General features: G+C 43.8%; 20 protein-coding genes. 6 read left to right on the forward strand and 14 right to left on the reverse strand.

The features are described from left to right. Positions 1-19: 19 nt before the first annotated feature. Both cysQ and nudE read right to left on the reverse strand, forming a co-directional pair. The gene (gene cysQ, locus RM556_RS12725) at positions 20-838 is read right to left on the reverse strand and encodes a 3'(2'),5'-bisphosphate nucleotidase CysQ (RefSeq protein ID WP_311362433.1); all 819 of its coding nucleotides are present in this window, start codon (positions 836-838) and stop codon (positions 20-22) included. Next, positions 839-1,405, reverse strand: a complete 567-nt coding sequence (nudE, locus tag RM556_RS12730; protein ID WP_311374757.1) for an ADP compounds hydrolase NudE — start codon at positions 1,403-1,405, stop codon at positions 839-841. A gap of 63 nt (positions 1,406-1,468) precedes the next feature. On the opposite strand from nudE, the gene yrfG reads away from it, so the two are divergent. From yrfG to RM556_RS12760, 6 genes are all read left to right on the forward strand, one after another. Continuing rightward, positions 1,469-2,134 (forward strand): GMP/IMP nucleotidase, encoded by a 666-nt coding sequence (gene yrfG / locus RM556_RS12735; protein WP_311374758.1) that lies wholly within the window; start codon positions 1,469-1,471, stop codon positions 2,132-2,134. A 27-nt stretch (positions 2,135-2,161) separates the two neighbouring features. Continuing rightward, positions 2,162-2,740: an inosine/xanthosine triphosphatase gene (gene yjjX, locus RM556_RS12740; protein WP_311374759.1), complete on the forward strand. Its 579-nt coding sequence runs from the start codon at positions 2,162-2,164 to the stop codon at positions 2,738-2,740. Positions 2,741-2,795: 55 nt separating this feature from the next. Next, on the forward strand, positions 2,796-3,194 hold the full coding sequence (locus RM556_RS12745; protein WP_311362429.1) for a hypothetical protein: 399 nt from the start codon (positions 2,796-2,798) through the stop codon (positions 3,192-3,194). Positions 3,195-3,272: 78 nt separating this feature from the next. Next, a complete protein-coding gene (locus RM556_RS12750) occupies positions 3,273-3,866 on the forward strand; it encodes a rod shape-determining protein MreB (protein WP_311374760.1) in 594 nt (197 codons plus the stop codon). A 229-nt stretch (positions 3,867-4,095) separates the two neighbouring features. After that, complete coding sequence (locus RM556_RS12755) at positions 4,096-4,329, forward strand: PGPGW domain-containing protein (RefSeq protein ID WP_311362427.1); 234 nt, start codon at positions 4,096-4,098, stop codon at positions 4,327-4,329. A 162-nt stretch (positions 4,330-4,491) separates the two neighbouring features. After that, entirely contained in the window at positions 4,492-5,610 is a 1,119-nt protein-coding gene (locus RM556_RS12760; protein WP_311362426.1) for a zinc-binding dehydrogenase, read from the forward strand. Between the two features lie 268 nt (positions 5,611-5,878). Here the strand turns inward: RM556_RS12760 and RM556_RS12765 are convergent, their stop codons facing one another. The 12 genes from RM556_RS12765 to gspD form a co-directional block, all read right to left on the reverse strand. Beyond that, on the reverse strand, positions 5,879-6,877 hold the full coding sequence (locus tag RM556_RS12765) for a diguanylate cyclase domain-containing protein (RefSeq protein WP_311374761.1): 999 nt from the start codon (positions 6,875-6,877) through the stop codon (positions 5,879-5,881). Between the two features lie 113 nt (positions 6,878-6,990). Then, entirely contained in the window at positions 6,991-7,755 is a 765-nt protein-coding gene (locus RM556_RS12770; RefSeq protein WP_311374762.1) for a type II secretion system protein N, read from the reverse strand. Beyond that, entirely contained in the window at positions 7,756-8,232 is a 477-nt protein-coding gene (locus tag RM556_RS12775) for a type II secretion system protein M (RefSeq protein ID WP_311362423.1), read from the reverse strand. A gap of 27 nt (positions 8,233-8,259) precedes the next feature. Continuing rightward, positions 8,260-9,510 carry a type II secretion system protein GspL gene (gene gspL / locus RM556_RS12780; protein ID WP_311374763.1) on the reverse strand — a complete coding sequence of 417 codons (1,251 nt, stop codon included), beginning with the start codon at positions 9,508-9,510 and terminating at the stop codon, positions 8,260-8,262. Beyond that, complete coding sequence (gspK, locus tag RM556_RS12785) at positions 9,510-10,580, reverse strand: type II secretion system minor pseudopilin GspK (protein WP_311362421.1); 1,071 nt, start codon at positions 10,578-10,580, stop codon at positions 9,510-9,512. The genes gspL and gspK overlap by 1 nt, the downstream gene beginning before the upstream one ends. Then, positions 10,577-11,194 (reverse strand): type II secretion system minor pseudopilin GspJ, encoded by a 618-nt coding sequence (gene gspJ / locus RM556_RS12790; protein ID WP_311362646.1) that lies wholly within the window; start codon positions 11,192-11,194, stop codon positions 10,577-10,579. Before gspJ ends, gspK begins: the two co-directional genes overlap by 4 nt. A 37-nt stretch (positions 11,195-11,231) precedes the next feature. Then, the gene (gene gspI, locus RM556_RS12795; protein ID WP_311362420.1) at positions 11,232-11,630 is read right to left on the reverse strand and encodes a type II secretion system minor pseudopilin GspI; all 399 of its coding nucleotides are present in this window, start codon (positions 11,628-11,630) and stop codon (positions 11,232-11,234) included. Continuing rightward, a complete protein-coding gene (gene gspH / locus RM556_RS12800) occupies positions 11,627-12,235 on the reverse strand; it encodes a type II secretion system minor pseudopilin GspH (protein WP_311362419.1) in 609 nt (202 codons plus the stop codon). The genes gspI and gspH overlap by 4 nt, the downstream gene beginning before the upstream one ends. Before the next feature lie 35 nt (positions 12,236-12,270). Continuing rightward, entirely contained in the window at positions 12,271-12,741 is a 471-nt protein-coding gene (gene gspG / locus RM556_RS12805; protein WP_311374764.1) for a type II secretion system major pseudopilin GspG, read from the reverse strand. A 4-nt stretch (positions 12,742-12,745) separates the two neighbouring features. Beyond that, a complete protein-coding gene (gene gspF / locus RM556_RS12810; protein ID WP_311374765.1) occupies positions 12,746-13,966 on the reverse strand; it encodes a type II secretion system inner membrane protein GspF in 1,221 nt (406 codons plus the stop codon). Between the two features lies 1 nt (position 13,967). After that, positions 13,968-15,560 carry a type II secretion system ATPase GspE gene (gene gspE, locus RM556_RS12815; RefSeq protein ID WP_311374766.1) on the reverse strand — a complete coding sequence of 531 codons (1,593 nt, stop codon included), beginning with the start codon at positions 15,558-15,560 and terminating at the stop codon, positions 13,968-13,970. Continuing rightward, positions 15,560-17,650 (reverse strand): type II secretion system secretin GspD, encoded by a 2,091-nt coding sequence (gene gspD / locus RM556_RS12820; RefSeq protein WP_311374767.1) that lies wholly within the window; start codon positions 17,648-17,650, stop codon positions 15,560-15,562. The genes gspE and gspD overlap by 1 nt, the downstream gene beginning before the upstream one ends. Positions 17,651-17,659 lie beyond the last annotated feature (9 nt).

Raw genomic sequence — 17,659 nt, forward strand, 5'->3', positions numbered from 1 at the left:
AGTTGATGTGTTCAATAATTTATTTGTATTGAATTATACTTTCCCAATTGACTCGTTGATCACCTAAGACCACAAAATCTGGATTTTCTACACTTTCTCGTTGGTTATAACTGAGTTCGTCAAAGGTGGCCGCGACAATTTTACCGCCAGCCTCATTGATGATGCATTGAGATGCTCCAGTATCCCACTCGCCGGTAACCCCTAAACGCATAAATACGTCTGCTTTTCCTTCTGCGATAAAACAAGCTTTAAGCGAACAGCTACCTGCAGGTAAGGTTTGATAAGTGCGTTTGTCAGTCATGCGTTCGAACACACGCTCGCGGGACTGCCTCCGACTGATTGCAATCATAATGACATCCTCACTCGGCACCGCGAAATCTCTTACATTGATTTGTTTGGTTTCAATATTACAACGCTTGTAAGCCCCCTGGTCTTTGCTCGCGAAGTATAGGGTTTCTCCGGGCGGCCAGTAAATGACACCGATGACTGGTTTATTGTTTTCAATCAGTGCAATGTTAACCGCGAAGTCACCAGAACGAGCAATAAACTCTTGCGTGCCATCAATTGGATCGATTAACCAATAACGTGTCCATTGGCTACGCTCTTCCAGCGAAAGTTGTGGCGTTTCTTCAGACATTATTGGAATATCTGGCGTTTGTGTTTGTAAGGCATTCATGATGATATCGTTAGCTCGGTAGTCAGCACTCGTTACTGGTGACTCATCATCCTTTTCGTAGGCTTCAAAAGTGCCCTTGTCGTATATTTCTAATACCTCTTTGCCTGCAACGCAGGCTGCTTCTTTGGCAATTTCTAACAACTGAGCGATGGAATGTTGCATCTATTGAGTTTCCTTTATCCACTTTTGCAGTAATAAGAGAGCGGCAATACACCGTGCTTCAACAAAATCTTCGCGTGCTAGCAAGCCGTTAACATCGGCTATCGGCCATTCAATGACTTCAAGTGGTTCAGGCTCGTCACCCTCTAAGGTTTTAGGTGAAAGGCCCTGCGCAATGAGTATATGCATTTTTGCGTTGAAGAAAGTCGGCGCCATATGCACTTCATGCAAGCGATGTAAGGTATCGGCTTGGTAGCCGGCTTCTTCTTGTAATTCTCTATTGGCAGCCTGCTCAGGGCTTTCACCTGGATCAATAAGGCCTTTCGGGAAACCAAGTTGATATGAATGAGTGCCACAAGCATATTCACGAATCAATAACATGGTATCGGCATCTTTAAGAGCAACTATCATGACCGCTCCGCGACCGCCGCCAGCCATTCTTTCAAATTCTCGGGTAGCACCATTGCTGAACTCGAGGTCCAATTTTTCAACACGAAAAAACTTAGATTTTGCGACTACTTCAGTGTGGTGAATTGTTGGCAGTACTTTGTCTGTATCTATTTTACTCATGCTTGATTCACGATAGACTTAAAAACAGTTAATTAGGCCTAACATTATCACAAGGAAAATCGCTTGGCACTCTTACCATGGCATAACATAGATATTGTTTTACTCGATATGGATGGTACTTTGCTTGACCTGCATTTTGATACGCATTTCTGGCTTGAGCATCTTCCCAAAAAGCTATCAGAAAAACACGGTAAACCCATCGAGCAAACACGTTTAGACATGCGAGAAAATTATCAACAAGTCCAAGGTCAAATTCAATGGTATTGCTTAGACTACTGGGCTGAAAAGCTCGACATGGATATCATGGAAGCAAAGCGAGAGGTTGAACATTTAATTAGTATTAGAGGCGACACAATTCCATTCCTAGATGCCTTGAAAGCGGCAAACAAAGAAGTTGTTTTGGTAACGAATGCGCACCCTGGCAGTTTGTCTTTGAAAGTGGAGAAAACCCAGCTTGATAGTCATATCGATAATCTTATTTCGACCCATCAATTCGGGGTAACAAAAGAGTCGCAATTGCTGTGGAAAAGGTTACAAGCACATCTAGGTTTTGACCCAGCACGTTGCCTATTTGTCGATGACAGTCAGGTGATTTTGGATGCGGCAAAGGAGTTTGGCATTGCTTATACCTTAGGAGTGACTAATCCAGACAGCAAAGAAGCCGAAAACAAGCTGTATGGGCACGTCACGACAAACAATTACTTTGATTTGTTAAACGATATCAACTGATATAAAACATGCAAGGATAAACACCCATTGAGTAATGAATCTGCACTAGAGCAAGCATCTGACATTTCAACTTCTCGGAAGGCTATTAGGGTAGCTGTTGCGTCAAAAAATCCTGTCAAAATTGATGCTGCAACAGAAAGTTTCACCAAGGCCTTTCCTCAATTCAAGCTTGAGGTTTTTTCGGTCGATGCACCTTCAAACGTCAACGATCAACCAATGAGTGCCTTGGAAACGAAGCAAGGTGCGATAAATCGAGTGAAGTACTGCCAAGAGCATCACCAGGCAGACTACTACATTGCATACGAAGGGGGTGTTGACGTTTTAGACGGAAACCCGAGTACTTACGCTGTGGTATGCATTGCAGACGCTGAGAAACTGCAAACTGGGCGCACAGCCAGTTTACCCCTCCCAACGTTTATTTATGAGCAGTTAAGACTCGGTAAAGAGTTGGGGCCAGCAATGGACCGCTTGTTCAATACCGTTAATATCAAGCAAAAGGGCGGTGCCATAGGGCAATTATCAAAAGGGCTCGAGACCAGAAAAAGCATATATGTGAGTGCTACTTTATTAACACTCAGCGTATTCTTTTATCCGCAATTATATTAGTACTGAGCACCGATCAGCTATATAAGATGTTATGTAACTAAGTAAGGAGAGATCTTTGAACAAGGAAATTATAGGGAAATACGTCACAGTCTTAGGACTATTGCTTTTTTGGGCACCACTTTGGGGAATTGTTGACACATATTTAATTATGTCCTCTTCATTCCAAGAGATAACGTTGTTTGGCACAAATGAACCTAAAATATCACAAGAAGAAATGTCATCAGCAGCTTTGTCTACGTTAATGGGGCTCTTCTTATTTTTGGTTGCGCTTTGTCTTTTAACATTTACCGTTGTGGGCTTAAATTATCGAACTAAGTGGTTATTTTGGATATTAATAGCATATTCAATATTGTTACTATTCGTGTTCCCGATTGGCACATCACTTGGAATAATTCTGCTAATAGCGCTGGTTTTGAGTAGGAAAAAATTTGGGCTTGTCGGTGACGTTATATAACAAAACAATTAAGACAGGTTTAGCGCAAGAACCGCGCAAAACCACTTATCGAAAGGGTTAGCTACCTAAGGACATGGGATGTTTTTAAATTTCATGAAAAGATTTTCTTCCGTTCTCTACGTCCAAATCTGGGAAGAGCGATTAAAAGTTACTGATGTGGCTAATGATGAGTCATTTGACGATTTGCCAATTGTTGTTATTCAGACTCAAGAAAAGGGAAAAAAGGTTATTTCTGGAATAGGCAAGAGAGCTGCAAACTCAGTCAAGCAAAATGAAATTGCAGTTAATCCTTTTTCACATCCTAGAGCGCTTCTTTCTAATTTCTATGTTGGTGAAAAGTTACTCCAACATGCTTTTAAAAGTCTAGGTAGTATCAAGTCTTTTCGTCCTCGCCCCAAGGTTGTTATGCATCCTATGGAAAAAACAGAGGGTGGATTAACAGCAATTGAAGAACGGGCATTCAGAGAGCTAGCGCTTGGGGCAGGAGCAATTGATATCAAAATTCACGTTGGGAAGCCTCTCAATACATACGGGTTTCAATTCGACGAATTTCAAGAGGAAAATAAGGAAGGTATTTATAATGAGGATACAAAGCAATCCTTCAGCTATATAGCCACATTTCTGATTTATTTTTTTATAGTTATTTTTGCGGTTTGGTATTTTGGTGGCTAACAAACCACTCAAGATTCTCGCTGGAACGCTAACACATATACGTTGTTATTCTAGCGCTACCCATTAAGCTAACTCACCAGTAATTAGCGTGTTTCGTCACCATTAACATCCTTCTAAAAACCTTTATTTCATAAAATACAGTAACTTAAAGATCTGGCCCCAATCTTGAATGAAGCGCAATAGTTATTACAAGAAACAAAATCTTAATTTAAGAATATAGGGATAGACTATGCAAGTTATTAAAAAGTCAGCACGCACCGTGGTCGGCGCCGGACTAGTCGCTCTCGGGCTAATTTTTGTCATTATTCCTGGCCCGTCTTTATTGTTAATCATACCCGGCCTATACTTGCTCAGCTATGATTATGCATGGGCGAAAGTTTGGCTCAGAAAATGCCAATCATTAATGAAGAAGGCAGCAACAAAGCTTGATGCCTTCATAGCAAAACGTAAAGTACGAGGCTAGCGCTTAGTGTGCCATCTTGCACTTATATCGATACGACTAATAGTCAATTAACACTAAGTGTAACTCGTATCTCTACCAAAGCTGTACTACCTTTAGTTAACTTATATTGGCTCAACTCTGAGCGACAATAGCCCGTAAACAGTAAAACTAAAGGACCTAATTATGGAAAAAACGAAGCAGTTATTCACTCATATTTCTTCTCAAGGTGAGCTTACCGTAGCCTTAAAAGAACGCGATGTTGCGCCATTAAAACCCCACGAAGTTCTAGTGAAAATTGAAGCGGCTCCGATTAATCCTTCTGATATGTGGCCAATGTTTGGACCTGCTGATTTACGAGAGGGGGTATTTCATGAAGCAGAAAACAAGCTAACTGCCCCCGTCGCTTCTAGCATGTTAAAGCGCATTGGTTCTCGCATAGACCAAGAATTGCCTATCGGAAATGAAGGTGCTGGAACTGTTGTTGCAGCTGGTGATAGCCCGCAAGCACAAGCCTTGATGGGTAAAACAGTCGGCGTATTGTCAGGAGCCACTTACTCTGAGTTTTGTACTGTCCCCGTGCAAGCATGCATTCTGCACAATGAAGGCACTACAGCTAAACAAGCAGCGTCCTCCTTTGTTAACCCATTGACAGCATTAAGTATGGTCGAAACGATGCGCCGTGAAGGTCATAGTGCTCTAGTCCATACAGCAGCAGCCTCTAGTCTTGGTATTATGCTAAATAAAATTTGCTTACAAGAGGGTATAGACTTGGTCAATATCGTACGTAAGCCAGAACAAGTCACAATATTAAAAAAATTAGGTGCGAAGCATGTTTTGAATTCGACCGCTGATAGTTTCAAACAAGATTTGTATAAAGCGATAGAAGAAACTGGTGCAACACTGGCATTTGATGCAATTGGCGGCGGTAACCTAGTGAGCGATATTTTAACTGCGATGGAGGCCGTGGGAAGTAAAGATGCTGTTGGTTTTAATACCTACGGTTCTGCAGAGAACAAACAAGTGTATATTTATGGCGGTTTGGACTTCGCACCAACAGTTCTGAATCGTGCTTATGGTATGACTTGGAACATTGGCGGCTGGTTATTGATGCGATTCTTATCGAAGCTAGAAATCAAAGAAGTGTTGGCTTTGCATAAACGTGTCGCCGATGAAATCAATACGACTTTTAAGTTGGACTTTAGCAATGAAATTTCATTAAAAGACGCTTTGAAGCTGAATAATGTAGCGGGATACTATGCGAAGAAAACAGGTGAGAAGTACCTCATAAATCCTACGCTGTAGGCTAGTTTTTTACGCACAATTGTCATCCGTGAACTGCCGTCATCCCCAAACTGCCGTCATCCCCAAACTGCCGTCATCCCCAAACTGCCGTCATCCCCAAACTGCCGTCATCCCCGCGAAGGCGGGGATCTGATTCCTGCCTTCGCAGGAATGACGGAGGTTTGCAGGAATGACGCCCCCGCCTTCGCGGGGGTGACGGCAGTTTGGGGGTGACGGCAGTTTGGGGGTGACGACAGTGCAGGAATGAAGCCCCGTTATAAAGGCGTCATCACGTTGATGAGTTAGCTAAGCTATCTGATGTTAGGGGGCCGTCCATCAGTTTGGAGACAGAGAATTTGTTCCTGCCGCTGTGCTTTGCTTCATACAAGGCCTCGTCGGCGGCTTGGAAGAGGGTTAAGGGTTCTTCTTGGTGTTTAGGAGTGGTAACAGCAACACCGATACTTAAGGTCACGCGATCGAGCTTTGGGGCGCCTTGATTGGCAATATTCAACATCGATACGGTTCTTAAAACTTCGTCAGCTTTTCTCAATGCGCCTTCCATACCGCAATCTGTTAGCAGTATCACAAATTCTTCTCCGCCAATGCGAGCGAATAAGTCTCCTGGTCTATTCACTAAGTCTCTTAAATGTGAACAGATCTTAATTAAACAATCATCACCTACACCATGACCATAAAAATCATTGAATTGCTTAAAGTAGTCGATATCCATGAGTAACATAGCAATAGGCTGGCCATAGCGAATACTCCGTGCCCATTCTCGTTGCAATGTTTCATTGTATTTTCTGCGGTTACCTACTTGAGTCAAGGGGTCAGTGTAAGCTAAAGATTCCAGCATTATAGTTTGCTGTTTCAGTTTAATGTGAGTGGATATACGTGCTTGCATCTCAGGTAGCAAAACAGGCTTAGAAATATAATCGACACAACCTTGTTCAAAGCCTTTGAGTTTGCTTTCAACGTCATCCTGTCCACTCACAAAAATGACCGGAATATGCGAAGTCAATTGGTCTTCTTTTAGAATTTGACAGATTTCAAACCCGTTAACATCGGGAAGTACCACATCGAGTATAATGAGGTCGGGTTGTGGGAACTGACGAGCAAAAGTGACCGCTTCACTTGCCGAAGAAGCAAATTGGCAATGATATACATCGTTTAAGCCTTGAAGGTAAAAACGCAGTTGTGTTGGATCGTCGTCTACAATCAACAAACGAGAGCGCTTCACTGCGGACTTGACAGGTTTGATGGTCGGTACAACTTGTTGTAAAGGCATAAATTTAGCACCTAAAGTCGTCACGGGAGTCTATAACAATAGCTTAAAAATTAGACACTTCAAACCTAATGTTGAAAAAGTAGACTAATGTTTAGCAATTTTTTGGCTTTAGTCTAGCGTAGCTGCCTGAAACCTTGGGCATCTGCACGACCGAAAGACTGAGCCGCCATATGCACTTCTCTAGGCATACTTTCGTCAGGTTTGAATTTACCCGATAGGTCGTATTTACCGTCCATTCCTACAACAACCATGGCATCTAAGTTGAGCTTATTGTCCGGTAGGACCTGCACTACAAACTTATCATTATCACAACTCAGATTGGCTTCATAATTACCAAAATCAATGACGCCTGTCGGGCCACTAACTGTGCCTTTCAACCAACGTCCGGTGCCACTGAGTAGTTTACAGCTCTTGTTGAAATCGAAGCTTTGAACATCAATACGGAATCGACCGTCAGCAGTGACCGGCACAGGAAGAGGAACTTGCGCAATGACCGCTTTTGCTGGCAGTAATACTTTTAAATCTTTAGCACTGAGTTTGTGTGAATTGAATAACGAAGCGCTTACTTGTCCATCAATATAGGCTTGATCGCTTTGGCGAATCTTCCCACCGTTGACCTCTACTTTGGCTTGACCAATCAACAGAGCCCAAGCTGAAAGCTCCCAACGGAAGTTATTGAGTAACACGCCATTGGTCATGATTCTATCAACCCTTCCGGACCACAAAGTGCCTTCAACAGTGCCGATTGAGACGGGTAGCTTAGGGTTTTGCTTTTGCACATAGGACACTACATGTGCCGCAGGCAAATATGCCACAAGTAAGATTAAATATGTCACGAAAGCCAATACTACCCACTTCCAAGGCTTCATCACTAGCATTTAGTTTTTCCCTAATTGTAATCTACGCACCTGGACATAACCTTCTTCGTTTGTCTCGGTGATATCAGTTTGTAACACGACTACACCGCGGCGCTCTATTGAATCGAGCCATTGGACGAGTGTATTAAATTGGATTTCATCAATGGTAATTTGCAGATTATCGCCAACTGGCTGCATACGCGCGACTTGTATTTTGCTTGCGCGCGTCGTTTGGTTAACTAACTGTGTTAGCGAGCCATTAAAGCTAGGACCTGTTGAAGACTGTCTTAGTTTTGCTGCACGCAATGCTTGCTCTTCAACCCAAATTTGTAATGTCTTCTGATTATCCAGAAGACTTTGTTGGGTAGTTAAGGCGTTGTTAAGTGGTGACCACAGACCAAAATAGAAAATGGCGATCACCGACACAATACCAGCAAGCGAGACTAGCTTTTGCTCCCGCTCATTCATTGCATAAAACCACGAAAAATACTTTTTCATACTTACCTTAATTCTTCTAAACAGTGACTAGCCTTTAATCACTATGGTACCGACGACCTGATCGCCTTGGTTAGTAATTGCACCTTGATCAACCTCGAAACCCAAGGCTTGTACTTCACGTCTAAAGCGCTCAAGTGAATCAAAATTGTTGGCCACCGATTGCATACGTAATTCAGTGCGTTTCGCGTCAAAACGAATCGACTGAGGTTTTACACCAGTACTTGCAAATGATTGGCTCATTTGTGACAACATGACCAACATTGAAATGCCACCACCGCCATTCTCTAAACGCGCCATTTCTTTTTCAATCGCGACTCGTTTATTTCTGGCATTCAGCCCCGGAAAGCCCTTATCGATGCTTGCTTGAAGGTCACGCTCAACAATCTGACGCTGTTGTTTAATACTATTGAGTTCAACCGTTTTTGAAACTAAATTGACACACAATGCAACCGCCGCTAGTACCGCTGCAATTTTCCATTTCTGCCAGTGTTCATTACTTTTACGCTTTACCGCATACTCACCTTGTAACAAATTGAACGCAGCGCTTTCGGCGCCTTGTAATAAGAGCAGCATGGGGAGTTTGTCGTAATTTGTTTCGAAGGCAAGTGGGGCTTCGTCGTCTTGTTCTTCATGCTCTGTGGCGTGTTTTTCAAACAGTGCCGACAAGTCATTAGCATGAGTTAATTCTGAATAAGCACACACTGATTGTGGTTTAGAATTGAGGTGCTTTTCTAATACTGTAAAGGTCCAGTTTTCTTCACCTTGCAGACCACGCCATTCACCGTCGCGGATCAGTAGGGTGTTATGATCGTCTTGGCGTAAACTCAACAGACTAATCTTGTCTTCTTGGAAAGGTAAGGCGAGGATATCGGGCACCAAAAGTTCACAAAATAAGCCCGCTTGTTCGATCGTTTCTTGCCAAAAGGCCATTTTTTCGTGCGTGGCAATAGCAACCTGTTGTTGATCGTCTATTTTTTTACCAAAAGCGAAGAACGATTTTGAGATATCGCTAGCGATATCATCTTCAATCATAAAGGGAATAGCACCGAGTACTTTTCGGTTGGCTTTTGCAGGCAGTTTGACGGTTTTTAATAGCACGTCACAACTGGGTACCAAGGCAATGACCTCGGCATTGGGAGCGCGCTCGTTTAGTTGGCTCAATGCGGCAGCATTAGGCAGTTCACCAGAGGCGAGGATCTCATTTTCCGTGTCGGACCACACAAGCCAATGAATCGGATCGTCGGCTTGTGAGCCCAATCGGATTGCTAGCTTTTCCATTAGTTTACGCCTCCAAATTCTCGACTAATAACACTCACACCGCTGTCACCGTCGTCGAGCTTAAAAATACTGGTCATTTTAAAACTTGCCTCATTGTAGCGGGTTTTGATGCGAAGCATGAAATAATTTGTTTTTATTGTGAACCACTCTTTCTGCTGCGGAGTGAGATTGAGCGCCACAATTTCGGGTTCGGTAAAGAAGTCATTTGTGTTCTCGAAGCCCTCTTCTGGCCGAGAGGCAATAATACGAGACGCATCTTCAACATCCAGATTGAGCATGGCCGCTAATATCGCGGCATTTTCTTCGGTAATTGTGTTGATATTTAATTGCAAAGAATTGAATTCTTGATCAGGTATCACGCACACGAAGGGTAGAATATTGCGCAATATACTTGGCTCAATCCCTTTAATTAAACGAAGTTCCGACTTGTTCGTCATCAGAGCGTTGGCAGCCACATAAGGGATTGTCAGTGACTCATAGTCAGCGTCTTCTGCACCCAATCCGGTAATGTTGCCATCAGCGTCTAACCAATCAGTTAGCGAATCACGCAGCGTTTCGGCCGTGTAAGAGTCAATATTGTCGTTCGACTTTGTCAACAGGTTATAGAATGCCTCTGCCGGATTTTTTGGTGCGGCGTTTGGGCTATCGACCTCTGGTGGCGGTGGAGGAGGCGGAGGTGGATCCTCTTCTAATTTAATAGGCCCCAAGGTATTTAAATTAAAACAGGCCTGCAAATCGATGAGTTCAGCTTGAATACCACCCCCATCAATGGGGTATTCGAATACTTGTGCCCACGGTTGACTTAAATTCATATTGTCTGGAGACAAGGTTTTCAGTTCGCCCAAGGATTTTTGTGCAAATTGCTCTGCGCCAATGGCATACCAGTAAGCCTGATTGTTGTCTTTAATGTTGACTGTTCTAGCAATGTTGAGTTGAAGCCTGCCAACCATTTCGGTAGCCAGTACACTGATAATTGCCACAACCAACAAAATAACCACAAGCGCGACACCTCGCTCACGTGATACTTTGCTGTTAGGTTTCAGGAATGGTTTAGTCGGCAAACTGTTCATCGACGCACCTTAAACTCACGTCGAATTTCGCCATACAGTTTGCTGGTAATAATTACAGCTACCGCAATCGGTAACTCTTGAACCGATTCCGCTTCTTCCCATGTAAACTCTTTCGTATCAAACTTTTCTAAAAACTCGAACTCTATTTTTTCAACACCTTCGAGTAACACTCTCACTTTCGGCTCAAAGCCAATTGAGTTGTCAACATAAGTTGAATATAGGCGTTCCAAACGTTCTTCGCTTACCCGATAGGCCACGGATTGCATGGTACTTCTTGGAAGCACCAATTGCGGATTGTGCCAACCAGCACGAACAAAACCGATAGCACCGCTGTCACTATCAAATAGGAACTCTTCGGCAAAAATAAGCGTATCGGTAACTTCGCCTTCTACTCGCGTTTTACGCGGCACCATTTGCAAGAAATCTCTTTCAATCACCAGCATCGCGCGTTGCAAGTCCTGTAAGGATTGGAAACGTTCTTCCGAGGCTTCATCAGCATCAGTCACATTGGTTAAAATTTGCGTTGCACCAAATGCGATTAGGGCAAAAATTGCCATCGCGATAAGCACTTCGAGCAAGGTAAAACCCGATTGCGTAGATCGCAACGAGTGCATAAATTTGATTGAGTGCTGCCGGTGCGAATTCACTATGCTAGCCTTTTGACTTAGCGACGTAAGTGGTTACAGAGGTTACCGAACCTTTATATTCCTCATCGAGGCCGACCGTGATAATCAGCGCTTTCAGGTCTTCATCGTTAGTATTTTCGACGTCCTGTTGCCAATACCAAGTGCGATCCATCATTTCCACGCTGCCACGCTGATTTTTCTTCGGTGGCCAGGTTTTCTCTGCACTCAGGCTTGCTCGCATTAGTTGGTTATTCGCAACCCACGTAGCAAAAGTAATTTCTTCTAGCTTACTAAGTGAATTGATATGTTCAGCTGTTGTTTTGATGATAGCGGCGCCGGCGACAGCGAAGATGAACATCGCGACCATGACCTCAAGCAGCGTGAAGCCATTTTGATTTGGGTTTGCCTTAGCTACCTTGCTCACAGGGTTTGGTCCTCAGGCGCAATGCGCTCTATTGGGGTCGTATCTTTTCCCTGAATAAGAAAGGTAATGGGTAGTTCGTCGCTGAAATCGTCTTCGTAAATAAAACGCAATTCAAACGGTGTGATTTCGCCACTCGATAACAAGAATATCTGCGGAGGCGGCGGTGGCTCTTCTTCTTCATTACCGATGTTTACGCCGTCTTCGCTTACACTTAAACCCTCATCGAAAATACCTCTATCAAAGAGTTGATCTTCTTGTTCCCAAGGTAAGTTCTCTAACTCCAATTCAAAGCGCAGATATTCGGGGAGTTGGTAACTTGCGAATAGATTTTGATTGGGTATTTCTACCCATTGGTCTTCCTCATCTAAGGCGACATAGGTATAGGTACTTTCTTCTTCGTCAATACGAATACCTAATTGTACTTGATTAAGAAGGGCAAAATCGCTGGCCATATCGAATACCACTTGAAAGCGTTTGGCCTGCTCTTCGACTTTGTCATAATTATTCGTACCCAAGGCAGTGAAAGTAATGACGCTAACGGTAATACCGATTAGCGCCATCACTAAGAGAATTTCAATAAGGGTAAATCCAGTCTGCTTGCGCACGCAATAATGCCTTTTACTTGGTAAGAAAAATGACCTTACTGTAGGTATTCGTTGATATTCCACGTGCCGATATCATCGTCTGTGCCGTCAGTTTCATCGGGGCCGGTCGAATATATATCAATCGTGTCTATTTCACCTGGGCTTAACAACTTATAAGGTTGACCCCATGGATCTAATGGCAAGTTATCAATAAAGCCTTCGTTCGGGTAGTTGCGCGGAATGGGGTCAATTGTAGGAATTGATACCAATGCTTCGAGGCCTTGCTCCGTCGTTGGAAAACGATTTGTACGCAACTTATACATCTGCATCGAGCTTTTTAAAGTTTGCACATCAATAGCCGCTTTCTTCAATTGCGCAACACCTTGGTTTTCGAGCACTGCTGGTGCAACAACGGCAGCCATGATGCCAATAATGAAGAGTACAACCATCACTTCAATTAAGCTGAAGCCTTTTTGGAATTTGCCCCAAGCTTTTTGTGTATGTGTTTGCATATATGTATTTCTCATGTGATTAACCTACTAAATTATTGAGTGCTAATATTGGTAGCAAAATTGCCATAACGATAAGTAGCACCAAAACGGCCATGAAGACGATCAACAGTGGCTCAAAGATCTTGAGGGAAATGCTAATTGTCGCTTCAAATTCTCTATCTTGGTTGTCAGCGGCACGCGCTAACATGCTTTGTAGTTCGCCTGAGCGCTCACCCGATGCAATCATATGCATCATCATTGGTGGGAATATTTTCGTTTTCTCAAGTGAGTTACGTAAGCTTGCGCCTTCTTTTACTTTAGAAGCTGCTTCTTTGACCGCATCTTTGATGAAAAGGTTCTCTAAAACATTACCTGCAATGCGCATTGCTTCAAGTAAGGGGACTGAGCTTGCGGTCAAAATACTCAAGGTCCTTGCAAAGCGAGCGGTATTGGTACTCTTCGCTAAGCGCCCAATAAAGGGCATTTTTAAAACAGCGCCATGATAGGTAGTTTTCATTTTTGGACTGTTTAAAAATTTCTTCAAGCCAATAATACCTACTACCAAGAGAATACCGGCATACAAGCCATACGCTTGCAGCCATTCGCTTATACTGATCATGGCCTGTGTTAAAAAGGGAAGTTCTTGTCCCATTTGATCAAATTGTCCAACAATTTTCGGGACGACAATGACCAACAATAGAACGACAATACTGATCGCAACGACCAACATAATGGTTGGATAGACCAGAGCTTGCACAATTTGGCTCTGGGTTTGTTGACTTTTTTCAGTGTAATCTGCCAAGCGACTCAGAACAGTGTCAAGGTGACCGGACTTTTCTCCCGCTGCCACCATAGCGCGGTACAAAGTACTAAATACATAGGGAAATTCAGCGAGTGCTTCTGCGAAGCCATGGCCTTCAACTACCTTGCTGCGTACCGCCATCATCATATTTTTATGACGGGGCTTTTCGCATTGTTCGGCAACGGCGAGTAAGGCTTCTTCTATCGGCAGCGCAGATTCAATGAGCGTTGCCAACTGACGCGTAAGCAGGGCGAGCTCACCCGATGACATCTTACGTTTGAACAGTGTGAATTTGGCAGCTTGCGTTTTCTTTTCTTGCTCAGCAACTTGCTCTACTTCCAAAGGAATGAGAGATAAGTCACGAATCTGTTGGCGAATTTGTCTAGCATTATCGCCTTCTAAAACACCACTTTTGGACTTTCCATTGGCGTCCATTGCCTTGTATGCAAAAGCCGCCATATTATTCTTCTCTGGTTACTCGTAATACTTCTTCGAGCGAAGTGACGCCTTGAACCACCTTATCGCAGCCGTCTTGACGGATGGAAGGCGTATTGGTGCGTACGTATTTTTCGATAGCCTGTTCGCCGCGACCATCGTGCATCATCTCACGAATACGCTCGTCAACAATGAGTTGCTCGTGAATACCGGTCCGGCCTCGGTAGCCAGTATGATTGCAAGACGTGCAGCCAACTGGGCTGTAAATCACGACTTTTTCGTCACCTTTAATGCCTAGCGTTTCTCTTTCAACTGCGGTGGGTTCATGCGGCTTTTTACAATCAGGGCATAAGGTTCTGACCAAGCGCTGAGACAATACCGATAGCAAACTACTTGAGAGAAGGAAGGGCTCGATGCCCATGTCTTCTAAACGTGTGATCGCGCCAGCCGCTGTATTGGTGTGCAGGGTAGAAAGTACTAAATGACCGGTTAAACTGGCCTGTACTGCGATTTGTGCAGTTTCTAAGTCACGTATCTCACCGACCATCACGACATCAGGATCCTGGCGAAGTATTGCACGCAAACCTCTCGCAAAGGTCATATCGACTCGCGGATTGACCTGCGTTTGGCCTATCCCTTCTAAATCGAACTCGATGGGATCTTCTACGGTCAAAATATTGCGGTCTTTTGAGTTAATTTCGCTTAAGCCAGCGTACAAGGTAGTACTTTTACCGGAACCTGTAGGACCCGTAACAAGCATGATGCCATGGGGTTTGCGAATAAGACTCGAAAAGTGTTCGCGATTCGGCAGGGTCATGCCCAAGTCTTTTAAATCAAGGCGCGCATTGTTTTTATCGAGTAGACGCAACACCACGCGTTCGCCATGACTAGATGGCATCGTCGATACCCGCACATCAACGGCACGACCAGCAATGCGTAAACTAATACGACCGTCTTGTGGAACACGCTTTTCAGCGATATCCATTTTTGACATCACTTTAATGCGCGATACCAACATCGAAGACATTTTCCGGTTCGGTCGAAGAATTTCACGCAATACGCCATCGACTCTAAATCGCACAATTAATTGATTTTCAAAGGTCTCAATATGAATATCTGAGGCGCCTTCTTTAATCGCTTCGCCTAGCATCGCATTGATGAGTCGAATAATAGGTGCGTCGTCTTCGCTTTCTAATAAATCTTCGGTATCTGGTAGGTCTTCGGCGAGTGAAAGTAAGTCACTTTCATTACCTAAATCCTCCATCAATTGCTTTGCAGCACTCGAGTCGCGTTGAAAACTGTTGGTAAGAATTTCTTCAAATTTATCTTCAGTAATTTCCTCAAGCACAAAGTTTTGGTTTAGAAAACGACGTACTTCAGCATATACATGCAATTCCGTTTTGTTGGTGTGATACACCTTTACGGGCTCATTTGCTGGTTCAACTAGCACCCTGAAGCGTTTTGCAAAGCTGAAAGGAAGCTGCAAAGCGACAAGCGGCGCAATTTCTTCCGATGCCTGCTCTTCTAGTTCTTCGCCAATTTCCGCACTCACCTGTTCGGCTTCGTCTAAGGAGAGCTCGGCATCATCGTGAAGAAGATCCTGGGTCGACTCTGCCATTAGTTACTCTCTTTCGCTTTCTTTTCTTTCTCAAGTAAGAATTCATCAAATGACGGTGGTAATGTCATTGCGTCATCCCACGCAGGTAGCTCAGGACTTGTGGTGAATGGCATTAACGGCACACCCTCAGACTGACGCTTCAACTGTTGCGCTCGAATATAATTATACTTTCGCAAACTGATTTTGTTTGAAGTGATGCCATCACGAATTATCGTAGGACGGATAAAGACCATCAAATTACGCTTACGTTTGGTGGTAGACGTAGATTTGAATAGATTACCAATAAACGGAATGTCACCCAGCAAAGGTACCTTTGACACACTTTCTTGAATTTCTTCATCAATCAAACCACCTAATACGATTGTTCCACCGTCATTCACGATTACCGTCGTTTTGATTTCCCGTTTGTTGATTGATATATCGACTGATGTTGCGCCCGATACGCTAGACACTTCCTGCTCAATTTGAAGTTGAACCGCATCGCCTTCGTTAATTTGTGGCGTAACTTTGAGTTTGATACCCACATCTTGTCTATTCACTTGCTGGAATGGGTTGGCATTATTTGCGCCCGTCGTTGAGCCAGTAATAATAGGCACTTCCTGACCGACAATAAAGAAAGCTTCTTCGTTATCCATCGTCGTAAGATGTGGTGTCGCTAGCACATTCGTATTGGTATCTGTACTGACCGCTTGAACAACCGCACCCCAACCATTTTTAATCACACCCGCAATTAAGCCGTTGGCGCCACTTAACAGTGTGGCCAGAGGCGTTAAATTACCTTCACTCGTAGTCACAGTATCAACCACTTCACCATTGGCGGTCGTTGTTGAACCAAGTAAGTCAGTATCTTCAGCTTCGCGCAAGGCAACACCTAAAGAACCCACACCAATAACGCCATTGGTGAATTGTGTACCGCCACCTTCTTCCGAAACCCATTGTACGCCCAAGGTAGTGCCATCACCCTCAAAGACTTCAACAATAATGGCTTCGACTTGCACTTGCGCACGTCTTACATCAAGTTGGCGGATGACATCTTCAAGTGAGCGCATCATGTCTGGTTCAGCTGTGATGACTAAAGAGTTTGAATCTTCGTGGGAATCGATGCTGACATCACGGTTACTGCTAGCACTTCTTCGTTGACCTTGAGCTGCGCCTTGGCCATCTGCTTGAATACTGGCACTGACACCTTGTAGTACTTTGACGAGATCTTCTGCTTTCGCATAGTTGAGATTTATCACGCGAGTGTTACCGCTTGATTCTAACTCTTGGTCCATACGATTAATAAGATTGATGAGACGCTGACGCGCTTTAACGTCACCACTCACAATAACACTGTTAGTTCTGTCATCGGCTACGGCACGTGGTTCTGATTTGCCCACACCAGCAGCACCTTTACCCTGACCCTTATTGATACTTTCAATGATACGGACCATTTCAGTAGCCGATGCATATTTTAGCTTAATGACTTCAACTTCTTCATCACCTGCTCGGTCGACGCTTTCAATAATTTTAACTAATCGATTTACTACTGCCGCTCTACCTGTGAGCATCATGACGTTCGATGGGTCATGGCTTACCACGTTACCGCCGCCTGCTTGGTCATTTAACTGACGTAATATAGGTGCTAGCTCACGTACAGGTACGTTATATACTGGCAACACGCGCGTGATCATTTCGTCACCGTCGAGCAGGTCGTCGTCCACTACAGGAATGTTTGAGGTTTTAGCGTCTTTAGAGCGTACAACCTTAATAATGCCACTGGGCATTTCAACAACCGCAAAATCATAAACTTGCAATACGTTTAGAAAGAACTGGTAGTACTGTTCTTCCGTTAACAAGTCATAACTTCTCACCGTAATTTTTCCCCTAACGTTAGGGTCGACGATGATGGTCTTTTTCAGGTTCTTACCGACGATATTAATGAACTCAGTGATTTCGGTATTTCTAAAATTTGGACTGTATTCAGTTGCGTACACTGCTGGCGCAACAAAAGATGTTGTTAACAGCAAAGTACTGGCTATTCCAGCTGCGATAAATGTTTGCTTGCAACGTTGACGAATACTTGTGATACCTTGGCTAGACAGCCTCATAATACTACC

The organism is Alteromonas sp. W364, from assembly GCF_031846205.1.
Classification (GTDB): domain Bacteria; phylum Pseudomonadota; class Gammaproteobacteria; order Enterobacterales; family Alteromonadaceae; genus Glaciecola; species Glaciecola blandensis.